The organism is Brenneria izbisi (assembly GCF_025840185.1).
Taxonomy (GTDB): Bacteria; Pseudomonadota; Gammaproteobacteria; order Enterobacterales; family Enterobacteriaceae; genus Brenneria; species Brenneria izbisi.
Window position 1 is genome coordinate 194,770 of record NZ_JAMPJU010000006.1, and the last position, 22,131, is coordinate 216,900.

The 22,131-nt window shown below is 50.4% G+C and carries 24 protein-coding genes and 1 pseudogene; 18 read left to right on the forward strand and 7 right to left on the reverse strand.

From position 1 onward, the window contains the following. Positions 1-136 precede the first annotated feature (136 nt). The gene (locus NC856_RS10335) at positions 137-1,261 is read right to left on the reverse strand and encodes a polysaccharide lyase (protein WP_264090349.1); all 1,125 of its coding nucleotides are present in this window, start codon (positions 1,259-1,261) and stop codon (positions 137-139) included. 641 nt (positions 1,262-1,902) lie between these two features. On the opposite strand from NC856_RS10335, the pseudogene NC856_RS10340 reads away from it, so the two are divergent. The 3 genes and pseudogenes from NC856_RS10340 (at position 1,903) to argD (ending at position 5,446) form a co-directional block, all read left to right on the forward strand. After that, positions 1,903-3,073: pseudogene (locus tag NC856_RS10340) on the forward strand (IS3 family transposase). A gap of 445 nt (positions 3,074-3,518) precedes the next feature. Then, positions 3,519-4,100, forward strand: coding sequence for an aminodeoxychorismate synthase component II (locus tag NC856_RS10345; protein ID WP_264090350.1), 582 nt, complete (start codon positions 3,519-3,521; stop codon positions 4,098-4,100). 119 nt (positions 4,101-4,219) lie between these two features. Further along, the gene (argD, locus tag NC856_RS10350) at positions 4,220-5,446 is read left to right on the forward strand and encodes a bifunctional acetylornithine/succinyldiaminopimelate transaminase (protein ID WP_264090351.1); all 1,227 of its coding nucleotides are present in this window, start codon (positions 4,220-4,222) and stop codon (positions 5,444-5,446) included. A gap of 72 nt (positions 5,447-5,518) precedes the next feature. On the opposite strand, the gene crp is transcribed toward argD, so the two are convergent. Then, positions 5,519-6,151: a cAMP-activated global transcriptional regulator CRP gene (gene crp / locus NC856_RS10355; protein WP_004090925.1), complete on the reverse strand. Its 633-nt coding sequence runs from the start codon at positions 6,149-6,151 to the stop codon at positions 5,519-5,521. Between the two features lie 325 nt (positions 6,152-6,476). Here crp and NC856_RS10360 point away from each other — a divergent pair, with 325 nt between their 5' ends. Next, positions 6,477-6,884 (forward strand): OsmC family protein, encoded by a 408-nt coding sequence (locus tag NC856_RS10360; protein ID WP_264090352.1) that lies wholly within the window; start codon positions 6,477-6,479, stop codon positions 6,882-6,884. An 89-nt stretch (positions 6,885-6,973) separates the two neighbouring features. Here NC856_RS10360 and NC856_RS10365 read toward each other — a convergent pair whose 3' ends face one another. From NC856_RS10365 to NC856_RS10375, 3 genes are all read right to left on the reverse strand, one after another. Next, positions 6,974-7,843 carry a phosphoribulokinase gene (locus NC856_RS10365; RefSeq protein WP_264090353.1) on the reverse strand — a complete coding sequence of 290 codons (870 nt, stop codon included), beginning with the start codon at positions 7,841-7,843 and terminating at the stop codon, positions 6,974-6,976. Between the two features lie 123 nt (positions 7,844-7,966). Further along, a complete protein-coding gene (locus tag NC856_RS10370; RefSeq protein ID WP_264090354.1) occupies positions 7,967-8,203 on the reverse strand; it encodes a YheU family protein in 237 nt (78 codons plus the stop codon). Positions 8,204-8,235: 32 nt separating this feature from the next. Next, positions 8,236-9,222 (reverse strand): hydrolase, encoded by a 987-nt coding sequence (locus NC856_RS10375; RefSeq protein WP_264090376.1) that lies wholly within the window; start codon positions 9,220-9,222, stop codon positions 8,236-8,238. A 139-nt stretch (positions 9,223-9,361) separates the two neighbouring features. On the opposite strand from NC856_RS10375, the gene NC856_RS10380 reads away from it, so the two are divergent. Beyond that, positions 9,362-9,964, forward strand: coding sequence for a LysE family translocator (locus tag NC856_RS10380; protein ID WP_264090355.1), 603 nt, complete (start codon positions 9,362-9,364; stop codon positions 9,962-9,964). Between the two features lie 48 nt (positions 9,965-10,012). Here the strand turns inward: NC856_RS10380 and NC856_RS10385 are convergent, their stop codons facing one another. Continuing rightward, the gene (locus NC856_RS10385; RefSeq protein ID WP_264090356.1) at positions 10,013-11,923 is read right to left on the reverse strand and encodes an ABC transporter ATP-binding protein; all 1,911 of its coding nucleotides are present in this window, start codon (positions 11,921-11,923) and stop codon (positions 10,013-10,015) included. 129 nt (positions 11,924-12,052) lie between these two features. On the opposite strand from NC856_RS10385, the gene kefG reads away from it, so the two are divergent. From kefG to slyD, 4 genes are all read left to right on the forward strand, one after another. Further along, positions 12,053-12,604, forward strand: a complete 552-nt coding sequence (gene kefG, locus NC856_RS10390; protein WP_264090377.1) for a glutathione-regulated potassium-efflux system ancillary protein KefG — start codon at positions 12,053-12,055, stop codon at positions 12,602-12,604. Positions 12,605-12,606: 2 nt separating this feature from the next. Further along, positions 12,607-14,439, forward strand: a complete 1,833-nt coding sequence (gene kefB / locus NC856_RS10395) for a glutathione-regulated potassium-efflux system protein KefB (protein WP_264090357.1) — start codon at positions 12,607-12,609, stop codon at positions 14,437-14,439. Between the two features lie 3 nt (positions 14,440-14,442). After that, positions 14,443-14,637 (forward strand): YheV family putative zinc ribbon protein, encoded by a 195-nt coding sequence (locus NC856_RS10400; RefSeq protein WP_264090358.1) that lies wholly within the window; start codon positions 14,443-14,445, stop codon positions 14,635-14,637. 74 nt (positions 14,638-14,711) lie between these two features. Next, positions 14,712-15,284 carry a peptidylprolyl isomerase gene (slyD, locus tag NC856_RS10405; protein WP_264090359.1) on the forward strand — a complete coding sequence of 191 codons (573 nt, stop codon included), beginning with the start codon at positions 14,712-14,714 and terminating at the stop codon, positions 15,282-15,284. 156 nt (positions 15,285-15,440) lie between these two features. Here the strand turns inward: slyD and NC856_RS10410 are convergent, their stop codons facing one another. Further along, positions 15,441-15,659 (reverse strand): SlyX family protein, encoded by a 219-nt coding sequence (locus tag NC856_RS10410; protein ID WP_264090360.1) that lies wholly within the window; start codon positions 15,657-15,659, stop codon positions 15,441-15,443. 219 nt (positions 15,660-15,878) lie between these two features. Here NC856_RS10410 and fkpA point away from each other — a divergent pair, with 219 nt between their 5' ends. From fkpA to NC856_RS10455, 9 genes are all read left to right on the forward strand, one after another. Beyond that, positions 15,879-16,679 carry an FKBP-type peptidyl-prolyl cis-trans isomerase gene (fkpA, locus tag NC856_RS10415; protein ID WP_264090361.1) on the forward strand — a complete coding sequence of 267 codons (801 nt, stop codon included), beginning with the start codon at positions 15,879-15,881 and terminating at the stop codon, positions 16,677-16,679. A gap of 195 nt (positions 16,680-16,874) precedes the next feature. Continuing rightward, complete coding sequence (locus NC856_RS10420) at positions 16,875-17,603, forward strand: helix-turn-helix transcriptional regulator (protein WP_264090362.1); 729 nt, start codon at positions 16,875-16,877, stop codon at positions 17,601-17,603. Continuing rightward, complete coding sequence (gene tusD / locus NC856_RS10425; RefSeq protein ID WP_264090363.1) at positions 17,597-17,986, forward strand: sulfurtransferase complex subunit TusD; 390 nt, start codon at positions 17,597-17,599, stop codon at positions 17,984-17,986. The genes NC856_RS10420 and tusD overlap by 7 nt, the downstream gene beginning before the upstream one ends. A 21-nt stretch (positions 17,987-18,007) precedes the next feature. Then, positions 18,008-18,367 (forward strand): sulfurtransferase complex subunit TusC, encoded by a 360-nt coding sequence (tusC, locus tag NC856_RS10430; protein ID WP_264090364.1) that lies wholly within the window; start codon positions 18,008-18,010, stop codon positions 18,365-18,367. A gap of 17 nt (positions 18,368-18,384) precedes the next feature. Continuing rightward, the gene (gene tusB, locus NC856_RS10435; RefSeq protein WP_264090365.1) at positions 18,385-18,672 is read left to right on the forward strand and encodes a sulfurtransferase complex subunit TusB; all 288 of its coding nucleotides are present in this window, start codon (positions 18,385-18,387) and stop codon (positions 18,670-18,672) included. Between the two features lie 131 nt (positions 18,673-18,803). After that, entirely contained in the window at positions 18,804-19,178 is a 375-nt protein-coding gene (rpsL, locus tag NC856_RS10440) for a 30S ribosomal protein S12 (RefSeq protein WP_113867541.1), read from the forward strand. Between the two features lie 96 nt (positions 19,179-19,274). Then, a complete protein-coding gene (rpsG, locus tag NC856_RS10445; protein ID WP_009111198.1) occupies positions 19,275-19,745 on the forward strand; it encodes a 30S ribosomal protein S7 in 471 nt (156 codons plus the stop codon). Between the two features lie 96 nt (positions 19,746-19,841). Continuing rightward, a complete protein-coding gene (fusA, locus tag NC856_RS10450; protein ID WP_264090366.1) occupies positions 19,842-21,950 on the forward strand; it encodes an elongation factor G in 2,109 nt (702 codons plus the stop codon). 68 nt (positions 21,951-22,018) lie between these two features. Then, positions 22,019-22,131 (forward strand): GTP-binding protein (locus NC856_RS10455; RefSeq protein ID WP_001336758.1); only part of this gene is annotated, 113 nt, incomplete at its 3' end.

Consider the following 22,131-nt stretch of genomic DNA (forward strand, 5'->3'; position numbering starts at 1 on the left):
GTCTGTGAGTGAGCGCAATCGATAGCGCGTATTTGATCGATTTAAATAAATCCCAAAAAAATGGGCGAGATCCGAAGATCTCGCCCAAACGTGTTCCGTCTTTCCTCTCTGAGTGAGAGCAAAATGCGGTTGATTTTTAGTTACAGTCGGAAGAGGTCAGCACTGCCAGGTTTTTGCCTGCACCTGCGTAATCCGCTAGCTGATCTTTCACGCACTGCGCCGTTACCGGTGAGTAGCTGTAACGGACGGCAGGGAAAGTACCCGTGCTTTTCCAATCCTCGGCATTGACGTAGGGCTTGGAGTCTTTATCCCAGGTAATATTGTAGGTCGCGAAATCAGCAGGTTTCGTGATGTTGTTGTTACGCAATTCCCAGGTACCGAAGTTGGAACCATCGTAACGTGATGTCACCGGGTTTTTCGCATTTTCAAACCAGTTACGTTCAATCAGCGCGATACCGTTCTGACGAACGTTCAGACCGGAGCTGGTGATGCCGGTATACAAGTTGTTATAGGCGTGCACCTGGCCGCCACGCTGCAATGGAAGACGTGCATTCACATCGCTGTAAATATTGTGATGGTAAGTCAGGTTACGACCGGTATCGCTGGAGCTTGATCCGCTCAGACCCACTTTCTTGTAGCCGTGAATGTAGTTGTAAGAGACTGTGACATTGGTGGCTCCTTTCTTGATATCCACGGCTGATTCAAACGTGGTATCACCGTCCGGCGTACCGGAACATTCAAAGTTTTTGGCAAAAATCTCGTTGTGGTCGATCCAGACATTGGGTGAGTTATCGACGCGGATAGCATCTCCATCATTCGCCCCGCCAGGCATGTAGCCAAAACGCATATTGCGTACCACGACATCAGATGAATTGATAATCCAGATACCAAAGTTGGCTGAAGAACCATTGGTGCCGATGATCGTGATCCCTTTGGTGAACTCCTTGATCGTAACGCTGCGGGTAGGCTTGCTCCATTGCCCGCAAATATCAGCTTCAGCGGCTTTGATCCGCGCATCTTCATTCCCGTTATAGGTAATAACCAGTGGATAGGCGCCTCCTTTGACTTTATTACCACTATCATTTTCTTTCGCCGCTTCAATGATATCGACGATATCTTGCAAAGAACGTGCGGTTTTTTTTACGGCGCCAGATACGTCGCCGCCATCTGTAGTCGCATAACCCCCCGTATTAGCCGCCATTGTCGGTTGGCAAGCTAACAATAGCAGCCCAGCGGCTGCTGAAGGCAATAGATATTTCATTTGGCTCATCTCCTTTGAGAATAACGCTCATATGGGCATTTATCATTATTTATGTCCAGCTTTCGGATTTTTGTTTCAAAAAAAATAAAACTTAATTTTGATTAAAACCCGAAAACAGTTTTATCAGAATTAAATAATATTGCAATAGTCGTTATTGAATATATTTAAAATAAAATTTTTTGAAGTTTATTAATTATTTTTATTTGTTTTTTTGGGGGAGGGTATTTCTATTTAAATTTTTTATAATCATATAGATGTGATTTATTTGGAGTTTAATGGTGGTGCTGTTTCTTTATTTGGTTTCCAGATAATATAATGTTATTTTTAATTTGATGTTATTGTTGTGATAAATGCTAATAATAATTTATAAATTAAATAAAATTTTAATTTCCAGGGTCGCAAACCTTCGATGCTGATCACCGTTTTTATCGAATGAAAAGCTCTTCAAGCGTTTATAAAGGGTTTTATATTTTAATGGACGTAAATAATAAATATCGCCTATTAATAATAAGGTTTTATTTGAAGAATGTATTATTGATGCCAGGATCATTATATGTCTGATAATAAATGTAGTGGCACACTGAATTTGGCCACCTGTATAGCGGTGATATCATTGCCTCATAGTCAAAAACAGGGACATTATGACCGGACGTAACAGCCGTAATTTTAGCCCCGAGTTTCGCCTTGAAGCTGCCCAGCTTGTTCTTGATCAGAACTACACCGTCGCCGCTGCTGCCACGGCAATGAATGTCGGTAAATCCACGATGGATAAGTGGGTCCGGCCGTTGAAAGAAGAGCGAGCGGGAAAATCACCTACAGCATCGCCGATGACACCTGAGCAAATTGAAATACGCAAACTGAAAAAGAGACTGCAACGCATTGAAATGGAAAGAGATATATTAAAAAAGGCTACCGCGCTCTTGATGTCAGACTCCCTGAACAGTTCTCATGAGTTGAGAAACTCAGGGCGCGGTTTCCTGTTGCCGTCATGTGCAATGTGTTTGGGGTTCATCGTAGTAGTTATAAATACTGGCGGCAGCCAAAGAAACCTGATGCTACAAGGGTGGAATTACTCAGCCTTGTTCGTGAAAGTTATCGCGAGAGTAATGGTTCTGCAGGCGCACGTCATATCACTGCCATGGTCACCACGAAAGGCGTAAAACTGAGCCGCTGGCGGGCAACAAAGTTGATGAAAGAGCTCAATCTCATCAGCTGTCAGCAACCCGGCCATCGATATAAGAAGGCGTCTAAGGAACATGTTGAGCTCCCCAACTACCTGGAACGCCAGTTTGCTGTAACAGAGCCCAATCAGGTGTGGTGCGGAGACGTCACGTATATCTGGACAGGTAAACGTTGGGCTTATTTAGCTGTCGTGCTTGATCTGTTTTCCCGTAAACCGGTTGGCTGGGCGATGTCATTTTTCCCGGACTCTGCACTGACAGGGAAAGCGCTGTCCATGGCCTGGGAAACGCGAGGGAAACCAGCTAACTGTATCACTCGGATCAAGGTAGCCACTATACCAGCAGGAATTTCAGGCAGTTACTGTGGAGATATCAGAGAAAGCAAAGCCTGAGTCGTCGGGGAAATTGTTGGGATAACAGTCCAATGGAACGGTTTTTCAGAAGCCAGAAAACAGAGTGGGTGCCGGATAATGGATATGCTAATTTTAGCGAGGCCAGCACAGCGATAACGAATTACATAACAGGATATTACAGCCAGCTCAGACCTCATCAATACAACGGTGGTTTGACGCCGAATGAATCAGAACGATTGTTCTGGGAAAACGCTAAAGCTGTGGCCAGTTTTTGTTGACCACTACAGACCGCTGTCAGTGCAGAATGTTGAAAGAATATAATTAATCTGCTCACTGGGGATTGGATCTATAGCTATGTAGCTACTGCGGAAATTCTCTATGATTTTAACCTTGGCAGCCTATCAGAGAAGTGGCTGAGTGTGACAATCAATGTGCTTGCAGTGTTGCTGGAAACGGCAGCACTCATCATTGCTAATCAAGCTTCGGCACTATAGCTGCTACTCACATGAGATCATTCTATGTCTCTACTCTTCCTCTTCACACAGCATTCTCATTATCTATACAGAATGGGCAGACAGACGCTGTGTCTGTATCCTGAGTTGACCAGGTAGGAAAGGGAACGCTTGATGCTTTGCTGGAGCATTGTGTGCGGTGCAATGTGTATAATGAAGGGAAATATGGGAGGTGCTTAATGATTATTATAAATAAAAACAATTTCTTATTATGTCAAAAATTCTGATTATCGATAACTACGACTCCTTTACCTACAACCTGTATCAGTATTTCTGCGAGTTGGGGGCGGACGTGCTGGTCAAACGTAATGATGAACTGCAACTGGCGGATATTGAACGGCTTGCACCTGATCGGCTGGTGATTTCTCCTGGCCCTTGTACCCCGGATGAGGCCGGTATTTCACTGGCGGCGATCCGCCATTTTGCTGATAAATTGCCTATTCTGGGCGTCTGTCTTGGCCATCAGGCGCTGGGACAGGCATTTGGCGCACGTGTGATACGCGCACGTCAGGTCATGCATGGAAAAACTTCCGTTATCACTCATGATGATACCGGGGTATTTTCCGGGTTATCTCAGCCGTTGACGGTGACGCGATACCATTCGCTGGTCATTGCAGCGGATTCTGTACCCGATTGCTTTGCGGTGACTGCCTGGAGTGAGCGTAACGGCGAACCTGATGAGATTATGGGGATTCGGCATCGCTCACTTCCATTGGAAGGGGTGCAGTTCCATCCTGAAAGCATACTTAGTCAGCAAGGACATCAGCTTCTTAATAATTTCCTTAAAATTTAACCAGATAAAAAGTAATTGTTTTGCACTGGTGATTTAATATTGCCTGAATTTGATTTTTTATGCATATTTGATGACTATGTTTTCATGCGGAATAATGGGATATCGGAGCGGGGCAGCAAATGGCAACCGAGAACAAAGCAGTAACAAGAGAAACTCACGATAAAGTGATTTTGCCGGTTTATGCACCAGCGCAGTTTGTGCCGGTAAAAGGTAAGGGAAGCCGGGTATGGGATCAGCAAGGACGAGAATATATAGATTTCTCTGGTGGTATTGCCGTTACCGCACTGGGGCATTGCCATCCTGCGCTGGTTGCCGCATTGAAACAGCAGGGCGAACAGTTGTGGCACACCAGTAATATCTATACCAATGAACCGGCGTTGCGTCTGGCCGGTAAACTGATTGATGCGACTTTTGCCGATCGCGTGTTCTTTGTGAACTCCGGGGCGGAAGCCAATGAAGCCGCGTTTAAGCTGGCGCGTCACTATGCCATTAAGCGCCACAGTCCGTATAAGACCAAGATCATCGCGTTTTATAACGCGTTTCATGGCAGAACCTTGTTCACGGTGTCCGTTGGCGGGCAGGCAAAATACGCTGATGGTTTTGGGCCTAAACCTGCGGATATCGTTCATGTGCCTTTCAACGATCTGGCGGCGGTCAAAGCGGTGATGGATGACCATACGTGTGCGGTGGTGCTGGAACCGGTGCAGGGCGAGGGCGGAATTACGTCGGCGACGCCCGCGTTTCTGCAAGGCGTGCGTGACCTGTGCGATCAGCATAATGCGTTGCTGGTGTTTGATGAAGTGCAAAGTGGCATGGGCAGAACGGGCAAACTGTTTACCTATATGCATTACGGAATTACGCCGGATATTCTGACCACGGCGAAAGCGCTGGGGGGCGGGTTTCCGATCAGCGCGATGCTGACCACCGAAGCTATTGCCTCAGTGATGACCGTGGGCGTGCACGGCACGACCTATGGGGGCAATCCGCTGGCTTGCGCGGTGGCAGAGGCCGCACTCGATACGATCAATACGCCGGAAGTGCTGTCGGGGGTGGCGGATCGCCATGATCGGTTCGTCAATGCGCTGGAAAAGATTAATCAGCAATATAATATTTTCGAGCAGATTCGCGGTATGGGGTTATTGTTGGGCGCTGAGTTGAAAGCTGAGTGGCATGGTCGCGCGAGTGACTTTTTAGCCGCGGCAACGGAGCACGGGGTGATGGTGCTGATGGCTGGTCCGAACGTGATTCGCTTCGTCCCGTCTCTGGTTATTGAGCCAAAAGATATCGATCAGGGAATGACCAAGTTTGCGAAAGCCGTTGCAGCGGTGGTTAACGCCGCCTGTTAATTCGTTATTGCCCTGAAATGATTAAAAAAGCGTGAAGATTACTTCACGCTTTTTGTAGGGTAGGAGAAGGGTTTAACGAGTGCCGTAAACGACGATCGTTTTGCCATGTGCGGAAATCAGATTCTGGTCTTCCAACATTTTAAGAATGCGGCCCACGGTTTCACGCGAACAGCCAACGATTTGTCCAATTTCCTGACGGGTGATTTTTATTTGCATACCATCCGGGTGAGTCATGGCATCAGGTTGTTTCGCCAGGTTGAGCAATGTTTGCGCAATACGACCAGTCACATCAAGAAAAGCCAGATTGCCGACTTTTTCCGACGTAACTTGCAGACGACTTGCCATCTGCGCGGACAGACGCATGAGGATATCTGGATTGACCTGAATGAGTTGCCGGAATTTCTTGTAAGAAATTTCAGCGACTTCACAAGCCGTTTTAGCCCGAACCCAGGCGCTACGTTCCTGACCTTCTTCAAACAGGCCAAGCTCGCCGATAAAATCGCCTTGATTGAGGTAAGAAAGAATCATTTCTTTGCCTTCTTCATCTTTGATCAGCACTGCGACAGAGCCTTTCACGATGTAGTAAAGCGTTTCTGCTTTTTCACCCTGGTGAATAAGCGTACTCTTCGATGGGTACTTATGGATATGGCAATGGGAAAGGAACCATTCGAGAGTGGGGTCTGTTTGCGGTTTGCCGAGAACCATTCGCTATTATCCTCTGTTGTAATTCACTGCGCAAATCACAGGGCTCAGAGTTCCCTGTACGGCGTATTTTACTGCTAAGAAATCAAATTCCATGTAGGCAGAGTGACGTCAGGGAATATACTGGAACCTACTATCTGGCGACGCCATCATCTTCCTTGTATCTGAGTTTGTCCAGTGTCTAGAAAACGTAGATTCTATTTTCGTTTTTAGCACAGCTTGAGGGACGTGTCTTGTGTTGTCTCGCTTCAGCATGACAAAGCGTCGGTTATCGGATTTTTTGTAGAGTAACCGTATAAATGTTCAAATATTTTTTAGTGGAGGCACCATGCAGGCACGGGTTAAATGGGTTGAGGGGTTAACGTTTCTTGGCGAGTCCTCATCAGGGCATCAGGTTCTGTTGGACGGCAATGCGGGTGATAAAGCGCCAAGCCCGATGGAAATGGTCTTAATGTCGGTTGGCGGTTGCAGCGCGATCGATGTGGTGTCGATTTTGCAGAAAGGACGTCACGATATCGTCGATTGTGAAGTGAAATTGACCTCTGAGCGGAGAACAGAAGCCCCTCGTCTGTTTACGCACATCAATCTGCATTTTATCGTCACGGGGAAAGGGCTGACCGATAAAGCGGTAGAGCGTGCGGTGGCGCTGTCAGCAGAGAAATATTGTTCGGTGGCGTTGATGCTGAGTAAGGCTGTTAAGGTTACGCACAGTCATGAAGTACGGGATTTGACGTAAGGCTTCCTGTCCGGCCTGACACAACGACTATCACCATGACTTACTCCCATCGTGACGCGACATGCTTTGTTTGTCGTGTCACGGCCAGGTTATTCAATGGTTTTCCCTTCAAGCAGCCGTTGCACCAGCGGCGCCATAATCAACTCCATCGCCAGCCCCATTTTTCCGCCGGGGACGACCAGCGTATTGATGTGAGAAATAAATGATCCTTGCAGCATGGCGAGCAGATAAGGGTAATCAATATTATCCAGCCCCTGGAAATGGATCACCACGAAGCTTTCATCCAGCGATGGAATGGATTTGGCCGCAAACGGATTGGACGTGTCCACGGTGGGGACGCGCTGGAAGTTAATGTGGGTGCGTGAAAACTGCGGCGTGATGTAGGTGATGTAGTCTTCCATGGAGCGCACGACGGAATCCATGACGGCTTCGCGTGAGTGTCCGCGTTCATTGATGTCACGGATCAGTTTTTGAATCCACTCCAGGTTGACGATAGGCACTACGCCCACCAGTAGATCAACGTGCTGCGCCACATTGTGCTGATCGGTGACTACGCCGCCATGCAAGCCCTCATAAAACAGCACATCGGTAGGGGATGGCATGGGTTCCCAGGGGGTGAAAGTACCGGGAACCTGATGGTAGGGGATCGCTTCGTCGTAAGTATGAAGATATTTGCGGGTCTGTCCTCGACCATGTTGGGCATATTCAATGAATGATTGTTCCAGCAGGCTGAAATCATTGGCTTCGGGGCCAAAGTAGCTGATGTGTCGGCCAAGATCGCGTGCTTTGCGAATCTCCATATCCATTTCAGGACGGGTATAGCGGTGGAAACTATCTCCTTCCAGTTGGGCCGCCCGTATCGTTAACTGCTGGAAAATTTTGCGGAATGCCAGACTGGTGGTGGTGGTTCCCGCCCCGCTGGAGCCAGTGACGGCAATAATCGGATGCTTTTGTGACATGAGACGCGTTACTCCGTGATGGCGGCGCGTATCCGCACTACCATCGCGGAGACTGAACGCCATCAGAAAAGGAAACAGATATGCATGGTGTCGTATGAATGGTTTTTTAACATGTTTAGTCGCTCAATACGAGTGATGCTCACCGGCGTTAAACTGGCTGCGGGGCATAATGTTGATGGTTTCATGCAATTCAGACCAGACCAGCACCACTTCGCCTGTTTCCAATTGACGCCGTACATCCGCGACTTTTTGCGCCAGCGTGCGTTCTTCCTCGCCGTAGTCGGTTCCTTCTCTCAGCACAAAAGATTCGATGAGGTTATCCAGCGTTTCAGGATCGAGTTGTTCCCAGGGAATAATCACGGTGTTTTTCCACAATAGAGAAAGTCGGAATGTTATTCAGAAATAACGTTATCCAGAAAAGGGGTAAGCCAGTGCGGAATACGTTGTTCAAGCCACATCTCCGGCTTTAGCAGCGATCCGCCGACAAAACCCACATGTCCGCCATAATCTGTCAGTTGATATTCAATATTAGCCGGTAAGCGGGAAAAGTCGGGAATGACATCGTTGGTCATGAACGGATCGTCTTTCGCATGAATAATCAGCAGTGGCCTACGTATCAGCGACAGCCTGGGCAGGGCGCTACAGCGGTGGTAATAATCGGCGGCATCGATGAAGCCGTGAGCCCGTGAGGTAATCACATCATCAAATTCGCGTAGCTGTTTAATTTTTTTCAACTGAGCCAATTGAACGGGCAGCGTGCCGGGGTAGGCGACCAGCTTTCGCATCGCATTTTGCTTCAGCAGATGCAGTAAATAGTGTTGATAAACGCGGGAGAAGCCCTGTTCCATCCGCCTGCTACACGGTTCCAGCATCAATGGGGCCGAAACAATCACGGCGGCGGACAACAGGCATTTATCACCTTGTTTTTCCAGCAGGCAGGCCAACATGTTTCCGCCCAGAGAAATACCAATCGCCGCGGTAGGGACATCGCCATAGGTGGTCTGTAACCAGCGCAGAAAGTAGCTGGCATCTTCCGTTTCACCGGAGTGATAGATGCGTTGCATGCGATTGGGCTTACCGCCGCATCCCCGAAAATGCATGATGACGGCCAGCCAGCCGTGTTGTCGGCAGGCATGTAATAGACCGTGCGCATACGGGCTATGGAAATTGCCCTCCAAACCGTGAAACAACACCACGCGCGGCTTATGACGGGCTTGCTCAGGAACTTCGCTCCAGGCGAGATCGACGAAGTCGCCGTCAGGCAGTTCAAGCGTCTGCCAGACTGGTTGCAACAATGCCTTGCGCCGCACCAGTCTGGGGAGCAGTGTCTGAATATGAGGATTGCTGGCGCCGATAAGCGGGCGAAAAACGTCATGCATCATATTGATAAAATTTTGTTGGCAGATCTTGTGCGATCAATATCACACTGTTAGCTTCGATGCCGCCAGTTAATCACTCTTTTTTGCAAACGACAAAATAGTATCAAATCAATACGGTCGGGCGAGGGGCGCCCACTTCATGGAACTGAGTTTATTTCTCTCAATGTTGGGTTTCCTGTGGGTTGCTGCGATCACGCCCGGACCTAATAACATGTTGCTCACCACGTCTGGCGCCAATTTTGGTTTTCTGCGTTCCTTGTGGCTGATGCTGGGGATTATGTTGGGGATGCAGAGTATTTTACTGATGGTGGCGTTTGGCGTTGGCAGCCTGATTCTGCTCTATCCCTCGTTGCATTTTATTCTTAAAGTACTCGGTAGTGCTTACCTGCTTTGGCTGGCGTGGAAAATTGCCACCGCTGCTTATGAGAAACTCGAAACATCCGTTGCACCGCCCCAGCCCGTGCGACTCTATCAGGGCTGGCTGCTACAGTTTCTGAACCCGAAAGCGTGGTTGATGGCGCTGGGGGCGGTCGCCAGTTTCAGTCTGGCGGGTGAGGGATATAGCCGGTCGGTCGTCGCGATAAGCATTGGCATGGTGCTGGTGAATGTGGTGGCGGGCATCATATGGCTGGGGTTCGGCGCTCTGATTGGCCGTTTGCTGCGCAGTAAACAAGCGTGGATTATCTTCAACGTTTCGATGGGGTTGCTGACCGCGGCGTGCGTGCTGTTGATTTGGCGTTAGCAGCCAGTTGCGCGTTGGTATCGCCTGCCAACCCGCAACCGGTATCCGTTACGCCAGAGATTGATTCATCCGCTCCAACTGCTCCTGCACGTCAAGCCAGGTCATTTCTGTTTCTTCCAGTTCGGTTTTGATTTTGGTCTGTTGTTGCAGGCAGTCGGTCAACTCCGCTTTGCGGCTGATATCGTAAAGTTCGCTGTCAGCCAGCCGTGTCTCAATTGTGCTTAACGCGGCGCCCAGCTTTTCCATCTGCTGCTCAAGTTTGGCGATCTGCTTACGCAACGGTTGCGTCTGCGCTCTCAGTTCGGCTTCCCGCCGCTTTTGTTCTTTCCGGGCCTGTGCGCTGTTGACTGTGTTCTCTTTTGACGTCTCATCCGACGCGTGATCCTGACGTTGCAGGCCGACCAGCCATTGCTGGTAGTCTTCCAGATCGCCATCGAAAGGCTCGACTTTGCGGTCATGCACCAGATAAAGATCGTCGGTTGTGGAACGGATCAAGTGGCGATCGTGCGATACCACCACCAACGCGCCTTCAAAATCGATCAACGCTTCGGTCAGCGCCTGACGCATATCCAGATCGAGATGGTTGGTCGGTTCATCCAGCAGCAACAGGTTCGGGCGCTGCCAGACAATCAGCGACAGAACCAGACGGGCTTTTTCGCCCCCGGAGAAACGCGCGGTGATCTCGGTGACTTTATCGCCCTGAAAACCAAAACCGCCGAGGTAATCACGCAGTTGTTGTTCGGTTTCCCGTTCGGCCAGCCGGACAAGGTGCTGTAACGGCGATTCGTCCGCCCGCAGAAACTCCAACTGATGCTGGGCGAAATATCCCAACTTCACCCCTTTGGCCAGGCCGATTTCACCTTGCATCGGCGCGAGCGTTCCCGCCAGCAGTTTAATCAGCGTGGATTTTCCCGCACCGTTATGTCCCAGCAAGCCGATACGCGAGCCAGGCACCAGATTCAGTTTGATCGACGCCAGAATCAGCTTATCGCCGTAGCCTGCGCTGACCTTCTCCATGCGCAGCAGCGGGTTGGGCAGCGATTCGGGCGGGCGGAAACTGAAACGGAAAGGATTATCCACATGGGCCGGGGCGATCAATTCCATGCGCTCCAGCATTTTTATCCGGCTTTGCGCCTGTTTTGCTTTGGTTGCTTTGGCGCGAAAACGGTCGATATAGTGCTGCAAATGCGCCACTCTTTCCTGCTGGTGTTCATACAGCGATTGTTGTTGCGCTAGCCGGGTTGCCCGCTGACGTTCAAATGAGGAGTAGTTGCCGGTGTACTCGTTCAGCGTCTGCTGTTCGATATGCAGGATTTTATTCACGACGGGATCGAGGAAATCGCGATCGTGCGAAATCAGCACCAATGTGCCTGAATAGCCTTTCAGCCATTTCTCCAGCCAGATGACGGCGTCAAGATCAAGGTGGTTGGTCGGTTCATCAAGCAACAACAAATCAGAGCGACAAAGCAGCGCCTGCGCCAGATTAAGACGCATACGCCAGCCGCCGGAAAATGCGCTGACGGGCTGCTGTAGCTGGTCTTGCGAGAAACCCAGTCCATGCAGCAAACTTGAGGCTCTGGCCTGGATGGTCCAGGCCTGAATGGTGTCCAGCTTGCCATGCAGCGTCGCGATGGCATGTCCGTTATTCTCTTCGTTGGCGGTTTGCAGTTCGGCTTCCAACTGACGAAATTCGCGATCGCCATCAATAACGTAATCAAGCGCCGGGACATCCAGCGCCGGGGTTTCCTGATTCACCCATGCCAGCGCCCAGTTTTGCGGAAAAGCGGCGCCGCCGCCATCGGCGCTGATTTCACCTTTCAGTAATGATAGCAGTGTAGACTTGCCACAACCGTTTTTACCGACCAAACCGACTTTCTGACCTGGATTAACCGTGGCTGTCGCGTTATCCAATAACACGCGCGCACCACGTCGAATTTGCAGCGAAGAGAAAACAATCATAAAGCGCCGTATGTTCAGAGTATGTTAAATTATGGACCTGATAGCAGGGCGTTGGGTGTCCTGCTTTTTTGTCGTTGCGCTGCATGGTAACGGAAAACGTCAACCATGACGACGCTTTGGAGGGGAATGATGTCGCAGCCGCCAAAGATTTTGCTGCTGTATGCCCACCCTGAATCCCAGGACTCAGTGGCGAACCGGGTTTTACTGCAATCGGCACAGCAGTTGGATAATGTCACGGTGCACGATCTGTACGCGCACTATCCTGATTTTTTTATTGATGCCCACCATGAACAGCAGTTGCTGCGTGAACATGACGTGATTGTTTTCCAACATCCGCTGTATACCTACAGTTGTCCGGCCTTGCTGAAAGAATGGCTTGATCGGGTGTTGTCGCGTGGATTTGCCAATGGTATTGGCGGCAATGCGCTGGAAGGAAAATACTGGCGTTCGGTGATTACCACGGGAGAGCCTGAATATGTCTATCAGACGGCAAGTAATAGCCGCTTCTCCATCGGGGATCTGTTGCGTCCATTTGAACTGACAGCGTCGATGTGCCGTATGCACTGGCTACAACCGATGGTGGTTTACTGGGCGCGCCGTCTGCAACCGGATGTTTTGGCAAGTTATGCCCAGGCTTATGGCGAATGGCTGGCATCTCCTTTCGATAAAGAGGAACGCTGATTATGGAGAGCTCTGCGCTACTGACCGCTGGCGTGCTGTTTCTATTTGTGGCGGTGGTTGCTGTGCCTATTGCCGCAAGATTAGGGATCGGCGCGGTATTGGGCTATTTGATCGCCGGGATCGCGATTGGACCGTGGGGGCTGGGGTTCATCCGGGACGTTGAGGCGATCCTGCATTTCTCCGAGCTTGGTGTGGTTTTTCTGATGTTTATCATCGGCCTGGAACTGAATCCCAAAAAATTGTGGACGCTGCGGCGTTCGATTTTCGGCGTGGGCGCCGCGCAGGTCGGGCTGAGTACGGTGATACTGGGCGGCGCACTCTATCTGACGGATTTCTCCTGGCAGTCGGCCTTGATTGGCGGTATAGGACTTGCCATGTCATCCACGGCGATGGCGCTGCAACTGATGCGTGAAAAAGGCATGAATCGCAGCGAATCAGGCCAGCTTGGTTTCTCTGTGCTGTTGTTTCAGGATTTGGCGGTGATCCCCGCACTGGCGTTGATCCCGATTCTGGCCGGGGTTCAGGGCGAGGTGGACGACTGGAGCCATATCGGACTGAAGGTGGCGGCGTTTATCGGGATGCTGATAGGCGGCCGTTATCTGGTGCGTCCGTTGTTCCGTTTCATCGCGGCATCCGGCGTGCGCGAGGTTTTTACCGCCGCCGCGCTGTTGCTGGTGCTGGGTTCGGCGCTCTTTATGGAAGCACTGGGTTTCTCCATGGCGCTTGGCACTTTTATCGCGGGCGTATTGCTGGCGGAAAGCGAGTACCGTCATGAACTGGAAATCGCGATTGAACCGTTTAAAGGACTGTTGCTGGGATTGTTCTTTATCTCCGTCGGGATGGCGCTGAATCTGGGGATCCTCTATACCCACATCATTAAGATACTGATCGCGGTATTGGTGTTGGTCGCGGTCAAAGGCACGGTGCTCTATGTTCTGGCGCGGCTCAATCGGATGCGTCGTTCGGAGCGTTTGCAGTTTGCCGGCGTGTTAAGCCAGGGCGGAGAGTTTGCGTTTGTCCTGTTTTCCGCGGCATCGACCTATAACGTCCTGCAAGGCGAACAATTACCGTTGCTGTTGGTGACGGTGACGTTATCCATGATGACGACGCCGTTGTTAATGCAGCTGATCGACCGCATCCTGGCGCGCCGTTATAACCAACAGGACGTTTCCGATGAGAAGCCCTATGTGGCCGACGATGAACCGCAGGTCATTATCGTGGGATTCGGGCGCTTCGGTCAGGTCATAGGTCGTTTGTTGATGGCAAACAAAATGCGGATCACAGTATTGGAACGCGATATCAGCGCCGTCAGCCTGATGAGACGCTATGGTTATAAAGTGTACTATGGCGATGCGACGGAACTGGAGTTATTGCGGGCGGCGGGGGCGGCGCAAGCGCAGTCGATCGTCATTACCTGTAATGCGCCGGAAGATACCATGGAGATTGTGCATCTGTGTCAACAGTATTTTCCGCATCTGGAAATTTTAGCGCGCGCGCGTGGGCGGGTTGAAGCGCATGAATTGTTGCAGGCCGGCGTAAGGCATTTCTCGCGTGAAACGTTTTCCAGTGCGCTGGAGTTGGGACGTAAGACGCTGATGACATTGGGGATGCACCCTCATCAGGCATTCCGCGCGCAACAGCATTTCCGGCGTCTGGATATGCGCATGCTGCGCGAACTGATGCCGCAGTTGTCGGGCGATGGCGCGCAGATCTCCCGTGTCAAAGAAGCGCGGCGTGAACTAGAGGATATTTTCCAGCGGGAAATGCAGCGTGAACGACGCCTACCGGATGACTGGGACGATCTTGACGACGCGGAAACAGAAAATAGGTCATGAACAATGCGTAAACGGTTTATTGCCGGGGCGGTCTGCCCCAAATGTCAGGCACAGGATACGCTGGCTGTCGGGCGTGAAAATGAAACTGAGGTTGTGATCTGCGTCAAATGCGGCTATCACCAACGCCAGTCGGATGAACCAACTGCGCCATCGGGACGCTCAACGGAAGACATTATCGGCATTTTTCACCCTGATTGAATTGGCGGACGGTACATGAGGATTTTTTTCAGCTACAATTTGCGCCAGTTTGATTTCCAACGGTAGGAGATATCATGAAAGTAGCAAAAGATCTGGTGGTCAGTTTGGCCTACCAGGTACGTACAGAAGACGGTGTATTGGTTGATGAGTCTCCGGTGAGTGCGCCGCTGGACTATCTGCATGGTCATGGCTCGCTGATTTCCGGTCTGGAAAATGCGTTGGAAGGCCGTGCTGTGGGTGAGCGTTTCGATGTGAATATTGCTTCCAACGATGCTTACGGCAACTATGACGAAAACCTGGTGCAGCGCGTGCCTAAAGATGTCTTTATGGGCGTGGATGAGCTTCAGGTCGGTATGCGTTTCCTGGCTGAAACCGACCAGGGACCTGTGCCTGTCGAGATCACCGAAGTGGAAGACGACCACGTGGTGGTTGATGGCAACCATATGCTGGCAGGTCAGAATCTGAGCTTCAATGTCGAAGTCATCGCGATCCGCGAAGCCTCCGAGGAAGAACTGGCGCATGGTCACGTTCATGGCGAACACGATCATGAACACGGCGATGGTTGCTGCGGCGGTCATGGTCATGAGCATGGTCACGAGCACGGTAAAGGCGGCTGTGGCGGAAACGGAGGCTGCGGTTGCCACTAATGCGTCTGGCCTGATGGCTAACGGAAATCGTTTTGCGGATAAACGTGAATGTTGTTCGCAAAGCGCAGTGTGGCGCGCGGTAGAGATAGATAACCTCAGAGCAATGGCTGTTGTTCTGAGGTTTCTTGTATGGGTACGACGCTAAGCGATCGGATATCAGTAGTGCGGCGGCGGCGTTTCTTCTGATTGTGGTGCGACTAACGAGGTTTGCTGAGTCCGTAATCTTTCCGTCAACAGACGCACCTGCTCACGTAACCGACTGATTTCCCGCTCGTGTTGAATAATAGTTTGATTCAGATCTTCTATCGTCAGTTCCTGAAAGGCCTGACGGCTTTCCAGTAGTTCGAGCCGCTCTTCAAATAAAGACGGTGACATGGTTTTTCCTCTTGACGCTGTTTCCCTCAGAGTTTGTCAGAAAGCGGAAACTTCTGGTAGTAAAAACGGTCGGAATAGGGACCAATAGGCTATCTGAAGATTTTTTATCAACAGTTTGTTATGCGTGTCGTTGTGTTGTCTTCGGACGCACAGTTATAGTAGGCGCGAATTTATTTTAATGATGGCTGGAGCGTGTTGTTCCAGATGCTGGAGAAATGGATGAAATCACTGTTTAAAGTAACGCTGTTAGCGACGACGATGGCACTCACTCTGAACGCTGGTCAGGCTCTGGCGGCAGAGACGGCGAGCGCCACGGCTAAATTCAAGAATGATGAACAGGCCGCAGCTTACGCATTAGGCGCCTCTTTGGGACGTTACATGGATAATTCGCTGAAAGAGCAGGAAAAGCTTGGCATCAAGCTGGATAAAGCTCAGCTGATTGCCGGCGTTCAGGACGCGTTTGCCGATAAGAGCAAATTGAGTGACGAAGAAATTGAAAAGACATTGCAAGGTTTTGAAGGCCGGGTAAAAGCAGCGGCAGAAACCAAGATGAAGCAGGACGCGAAAGACAACGCTGATAAAGGCACCAAGTATCGTGACGCTTTCGCCAAAGAAAAAGGCGTGAAGAAAACTGAATCCGGCCTGCTCTATCTGGTAGAGAAAGAGGGCAGCGGCAACGCGCCAAAAGACAGCGATACGGTGGTGGTTAACTACAAAGGTACGCTGGTAGACAATAACGAGTTTGATAATTCCTACAAACGCGGCGAACCGCTTTCCTTCCGTCTGGATGGCGTCATCCCTGGTTGGACGGAAGGTTTGAAACATGTGAAGAAAGGCGGAAAAATCAAACTGGTTATTCCACCAGAACTGGCGTACGGTGAAAACGGCGTACCTGGCATTCCCGCCAACTCCACGCTGGTATTCGACGTTGAACTGCTGGATATCAAATCTGAAGCTGACGTAAAAGCCGCGGATGCTGCTAAAGCAGAAAAGCCTGCCGCCAAGGAAAGCGCACAGTAACTCACATCAAGATAAGATGATGAGGTATCAACCGCAGGTCATCAACCTGCGGTTTTTTCTTTCTGATATATAGATATGAGCAAGTTCAACGTTCCGTGATGTAACCGTTAAATTCGGGGACGATAGAGTGGACATTTGCTAGAATATGTCTCCTGTCAATACAATAAATAAATGACGTTGAGGGTGGTGTCTGCCATGTCTAATTCGCTTGTATCCGGCGAATCTTATGACCTTGATTTGCTGGATGAACGTCCGTTTAGTCAGACGGATTATGAGATCCTGAAATCGTATGAAGCGGTGGTCGATGGTCTGGCCATGTTAATCGGCGAGCATTGCGAAATTGTTCTTCACTCGCTTGAAGATCTTAAATGTTCTGCCGTGCGGATTGCCAACGGTGAACATACCGGCAGGAAAATCGGCTCGCCCATCACTGATCTTGCATTACGCATGTTGCATGATATGGCCGGGGAGGATAGCAGCGTATCCAAGGCTTATTTCACCCGTGCTAAAAGCGGCGTACTGATGAAATCAGTTACGATTGCGATTCGCAACCGCGACCAGCGCGTTATTGGGCTGTTGTGTATTAACATGAATCTGGATGTCCCTTTTTCTCAGATTGTTCAGACCTTCATTCCGCCTGAAGCGCACGAGGTGGCGTCATCGGTCAACTTTGCTTCTTCGGTCGACGATCTGGTGGCGCAAACGTTGGAGTTTTCTATTGAGGAAGTCAATGCCGATCGAAATGTCTCAAACAATGCGAAGAACCGGCAAATTGTCCTGAGCCTGTATGAAAAAGGCATTTTTGATATCAAAGATGCGATCAACCAGGTCGCTGAACGTCTGAATATTTCCAAGCACACGGTGTATCTTTATATTCGCCAGTTTAAAAGCGGCGATTTCAGCGGACATGAGCGCGGATGCTGAGTTATTGTCTGTTGGTGACGGGGCCAGCCTACGGAACCCAGCAGGCGAGTAGCGCTTTTCAGTTCGCGCAAGCGCTATTAGCGGAAGGGCATCGGTTGGAAAGCGTTTTTTTCTACCGTGAAGGCGTACTTAATGCCAACCAGTTAACGTCACCGGCAAACGACGAATTTGATCTTGTCCGTGCCTGGCAGCGTTTGGGACAGGAGCATGATGTGGCCCTGAATGTCTGTATCGCCGCCGCATTGCGGCGCGGGATCGCTGATCAACAGCAGGCTGAGCAACTCAAATCGGGCAGCGCCAATTTACAGTCTGGTTTTACACTGAGCGGTTTGGGCGAGTTGGCCCAGTCGGTGCTGGCATGTGATCGGGTCATACAGTTTTAATGAGGTCTTGAAGGCAGAGTCATGAAGCATATTGCTTTTGTTTTTAGTCACGGGCCTCATGGCAACGCGTCGGGGCGCGAGGGATTGGATGCGCTTCTGGCGATGTCCGCGCTGACTGAAGAAATCGGCGTATTCTTTATTGGCGATGGCGTGTTGCAACTGTTGCCGGCGCAACAGCCTGAAAAAATTCTGATGCGCAACTATATCGCGACCTTTGGCGTACTGCCGTTGTATGACATTGAACATTGCTATGCGTGCGAAACATCAATCCGTCAGCGTGGCATCAATATGAATACGGATTGGGTTGTGGATATTGAACTGCTTGCTCCGGCGGCGTTGCGTGACAAGCTAGCCAGTTATCATTCGGTTCTCACATTTTAGCGACAGGCGTTTTATTTATGTTGCACACGCTTTCTCATTCCCCCTACCACAGCGATATGGATTCACTTCTACGCTGTCTGAAGTCTGGCGACGTGCTGGTTTTAATGCAGGACGGCGTGATTGCGGCGCTGGCTGAAACCGACATAGCGAAACGCCTCCTTGAAGCGCCTGTCTCTTTATATGTTATCCAGCATGATGCCGATGCCAGAGGTATTGCTGCACAAATTTTAGGCAGCGCCATATTAATTGGCTATAATCAGTTTGTTCAATTGACGGTGCAACATCCACAGCAGCTGGCGTGGTAACGCTGAATTTTTGTATATTTCTTGACTCCTTTCACCGCCAGCCCTAAAATTCTGCGTCCTCGTACTTTGCCTTGCGCAAGTACGAGACGATTTATTACGTGTTTACGAAGCAAAAACCAGGAGCTTTATTAATGGCAACAATTAACCAGCTGGTACGCAAACCGCGCGCTTTGAGGGTTGCGAAAAGCAACGTTCCGGCGCTGGAAGCCTGCCCGCAGAAACGTGGCGTATGTACGCGTGTATATACCACCACTCCGAAAAAACCGAACTCCGCACTGCGTAAAGTATGTCGTGTTCGTCTGACTAACGGTTTTGAAGTTACCTCCTATATCGGTGGTGAAGGTCATAACCTACAGGAGCACTCCGTGATCCTGATCCGCGGCGGTCGTGTTAAAGACCTGCCAGGTGTGCGTTACCACACCGTTCGTGGCGCGCTGGACTGCTCTGGTGTTAAAGACCGTAAGCAAGCCCGCTCCAAATACGGCGTGAAGAAGCCAAAGGCTTAATGGTTCTCCGTTAAGTAAGGCCAAACGTTTTAACTTAAATGTCAAACTAAACTCGTAGAGTTTTGGACAATCCTGAATTAACAACGGAGTATTTCCATGCCACGTCGTCGCGTCATTGGTCAACGTAAAATCCTGCCGGATCCGAAATTCGGATCAGAGTTGCTGGCCAAATTTGTCAATATCCTGATGGTAGATGGTAAAAAATCTACTGCTGAAGCAATTGTCTATACCGCGCTTGAGACCCTGGCTCAGCGTTCTGGTAAAGATCACCTGGAAGCTTTTGAAGTAGCGCTGGACAACGTTCGCCCGACTGTCGAAGTTAAGTCTCGCCGCGTTGGTGGTTCTACTTATCAGGTACCAGTTGAAGTCCGTCCGGTCCGTCGTAATGCCCTGGCAATGCGTTGGATCGTTGAAGCTGCTCGTAAACGCGGTGATAAATCCATGGCTCTGCGCCTGGCGAACGAACTTTCTGATGCAGCGGAAAACAAAGGTACTGCTGTCAAGAAACGTGAAGACGTTCACCGTATGGCTGAAGCCAACAAGGCGTTCGCTCACTACCGTTGGTAATTCCTTCGTTGTAGTTATGCTAACCAGGCGGGCGCTTCAAAAAGCCGACCCGTCTGGGTTAACTAAATTGAACGCCCTAGGATATAGAGGAAACAAATGGCTCGTACAACACCCATTGCACGCTACCGTAATATCGGTATCAGTGCACACATCGACGCCGGTAAAACCACCACGACAGAACGTATTCTGTTCTACACGGGTGTAAACCACAAAATCGGTGAAGTTCATGACGGCGCGGCCACCATGGACTGGATGGCGCAGGAGCAGGAACGTGGTATCACTATCACCTCCGCTGCTACCACCGCTTTCTGGTCTGGTATGGCCAAGCAGTTTGAGCCGCACCGCGTTAACATCATCGACACCCCGGGGCACGTTGACTTCACCATCGAAGTAGAACGTTCCATGCGTGTTCTTGACGGCGCAGTAATGGTTTACTGTGCGGTTGGTGGTGTTCAGCCCCAGTCTGAAACAGTATGGCGTCAGGCTAACAAATATAAAGTTCCGCGTATCGCGTTCGTTAACAAAATGGACCGCATGGGCGCGAACTTCCTGAAAGTCGTGGGACAGATCAAAACCCGTCTGGGTGCGACCCCTGTTCCGCTGCAATTGGCAATCGGCGCGGAAGACAGCTTCACTGGTATTATCGACCTGGTGAAGATGAAAGCCATCAACTGGAATGACGCCGATCAGGGCGTGACCTTCACTTATGAAGAGATTCCGGCTGATATGCAGGATCTGGCTGAGGAATGGCACCAGAACCTGATTGAGTCCGCGGCTGAAGCAAACGAAGAACTGATGGAAAAATATCTCGGCGGTGAAGAACTGTCCGAGCAAGAGATCAAATCCGCTCTGCGTCAACGCGTGCTGAACAACGAAATCATTTTGGTCACTTGTGGCTCTGCGTTCAAGAACAAGGGCGTACAGGCAATGCTGGATGCGGTTGTCGAATATCTGCCGGCGCCGACCGACGTCCCTGCGATCAAAGGCATTCTGGATGACGGTAAAGATACTCCGGCTGAGCGTCATTCCGACGACAAAGAGCCGTTCTCTGCACTGGCGTTCAAAATCGCTACCGACCCGTTTGTGGGTAACCTGACTTTCTTCCGCGTATACTCTGGCGTGGTGAACTCAGGCGACACGGTGTTGAACTCTGTGAAATCCGCACGTGAGCGTTTTGGTCGTATCGTTCAGATGCATGCCAACAAACGTGAAGAAATCAAAGAAGTTCGTGCTGGCGACATTGCTGCGGCAATCGGTCTGAAAGACGTGACGACAGGCGACACTCTGTGTGATCCAAACTCTCCGATTATTCTGGAGCGTATGGAGTTCCCAGAGCCGGTCATCTCTATCGCTGTTGAACCAAAAACCAAAGCTGACCAGGAAAAAATGGGGCTGGCTCTGGGGCGTCTGGCGAAAGAAGACCCGTCATTCCGCGTATGGACTGACGAAGAATCAAACCAGACGATCATCGCAGGTATGGGTGAACTGCACCTGGAAATCATCGTTGACCGTATGAAACGTGAATTCAACGTTGAAGCGAACATCGGTAAACCTCAGGTTGCCTACCGTGAAACGATCCGTGAAACGGTTAAAGACATTGAAGGTAAGCATGCCAAGCAATCTGGTGGTCGCGGTCAGTATGGTCACGTTGTGATCGACCTGTCTCCGCTGGAACCAGGCGGCCCGGGTTACACCTTTACCAATGACATCAAAGGTGGTGTGATTCCTGGCGAATATATCCCGGCTGTTGATAAAGGGATTCAAGAACAGTTGAAAGCGGGTCCTCTGGCGGGTTATCCGGTAGTGGATATCGCTGTGCGTCTGCACTTCGGTTCTTACCATGATGTCGACTCCTCGGAACTGGCGTTTAAACTGGCTGCTTCACTGGCGTTTAAAGACGGCTTTAAGAAAGCCAAACCTGTTCTGCTTGAGCCGATCATGAAAGTTGAAGTTGAAACGCCGGAAGACTACATGGGTGACGTAATCGGTGACCTTAACCGTCGTCGCGGTATCATCGAAGGTATGGAAGATACTGCAACTGGCAAGACTGTTCGCGCACAGGTTCCGTTGTCCGAAATGTTTGGTTATGCTACCGATCTGCGTTCGCAGACTCAGGGCCGCGCTTCATATTCCATGGAGTTCCTGAAGTACGCTGAAGCGCCGAACAACGTAGCTCAGGCCGTTATTGAAGCCCGTGGTAAATAATCCGGGTTTAACACATTGATCCCGTGCTCTCTCCATAGGGAGAGAGCATTTGAGTAAGGAATATCGCCGTGTCTAAAGAAAAATTTGAACGTACAAAACCCCATGTTAACGTCGGTACTATCGGCCACGTTGACCATGGTAAAACAACGCTGACCGCTGCTATCACTACCGTTCTGGCTAA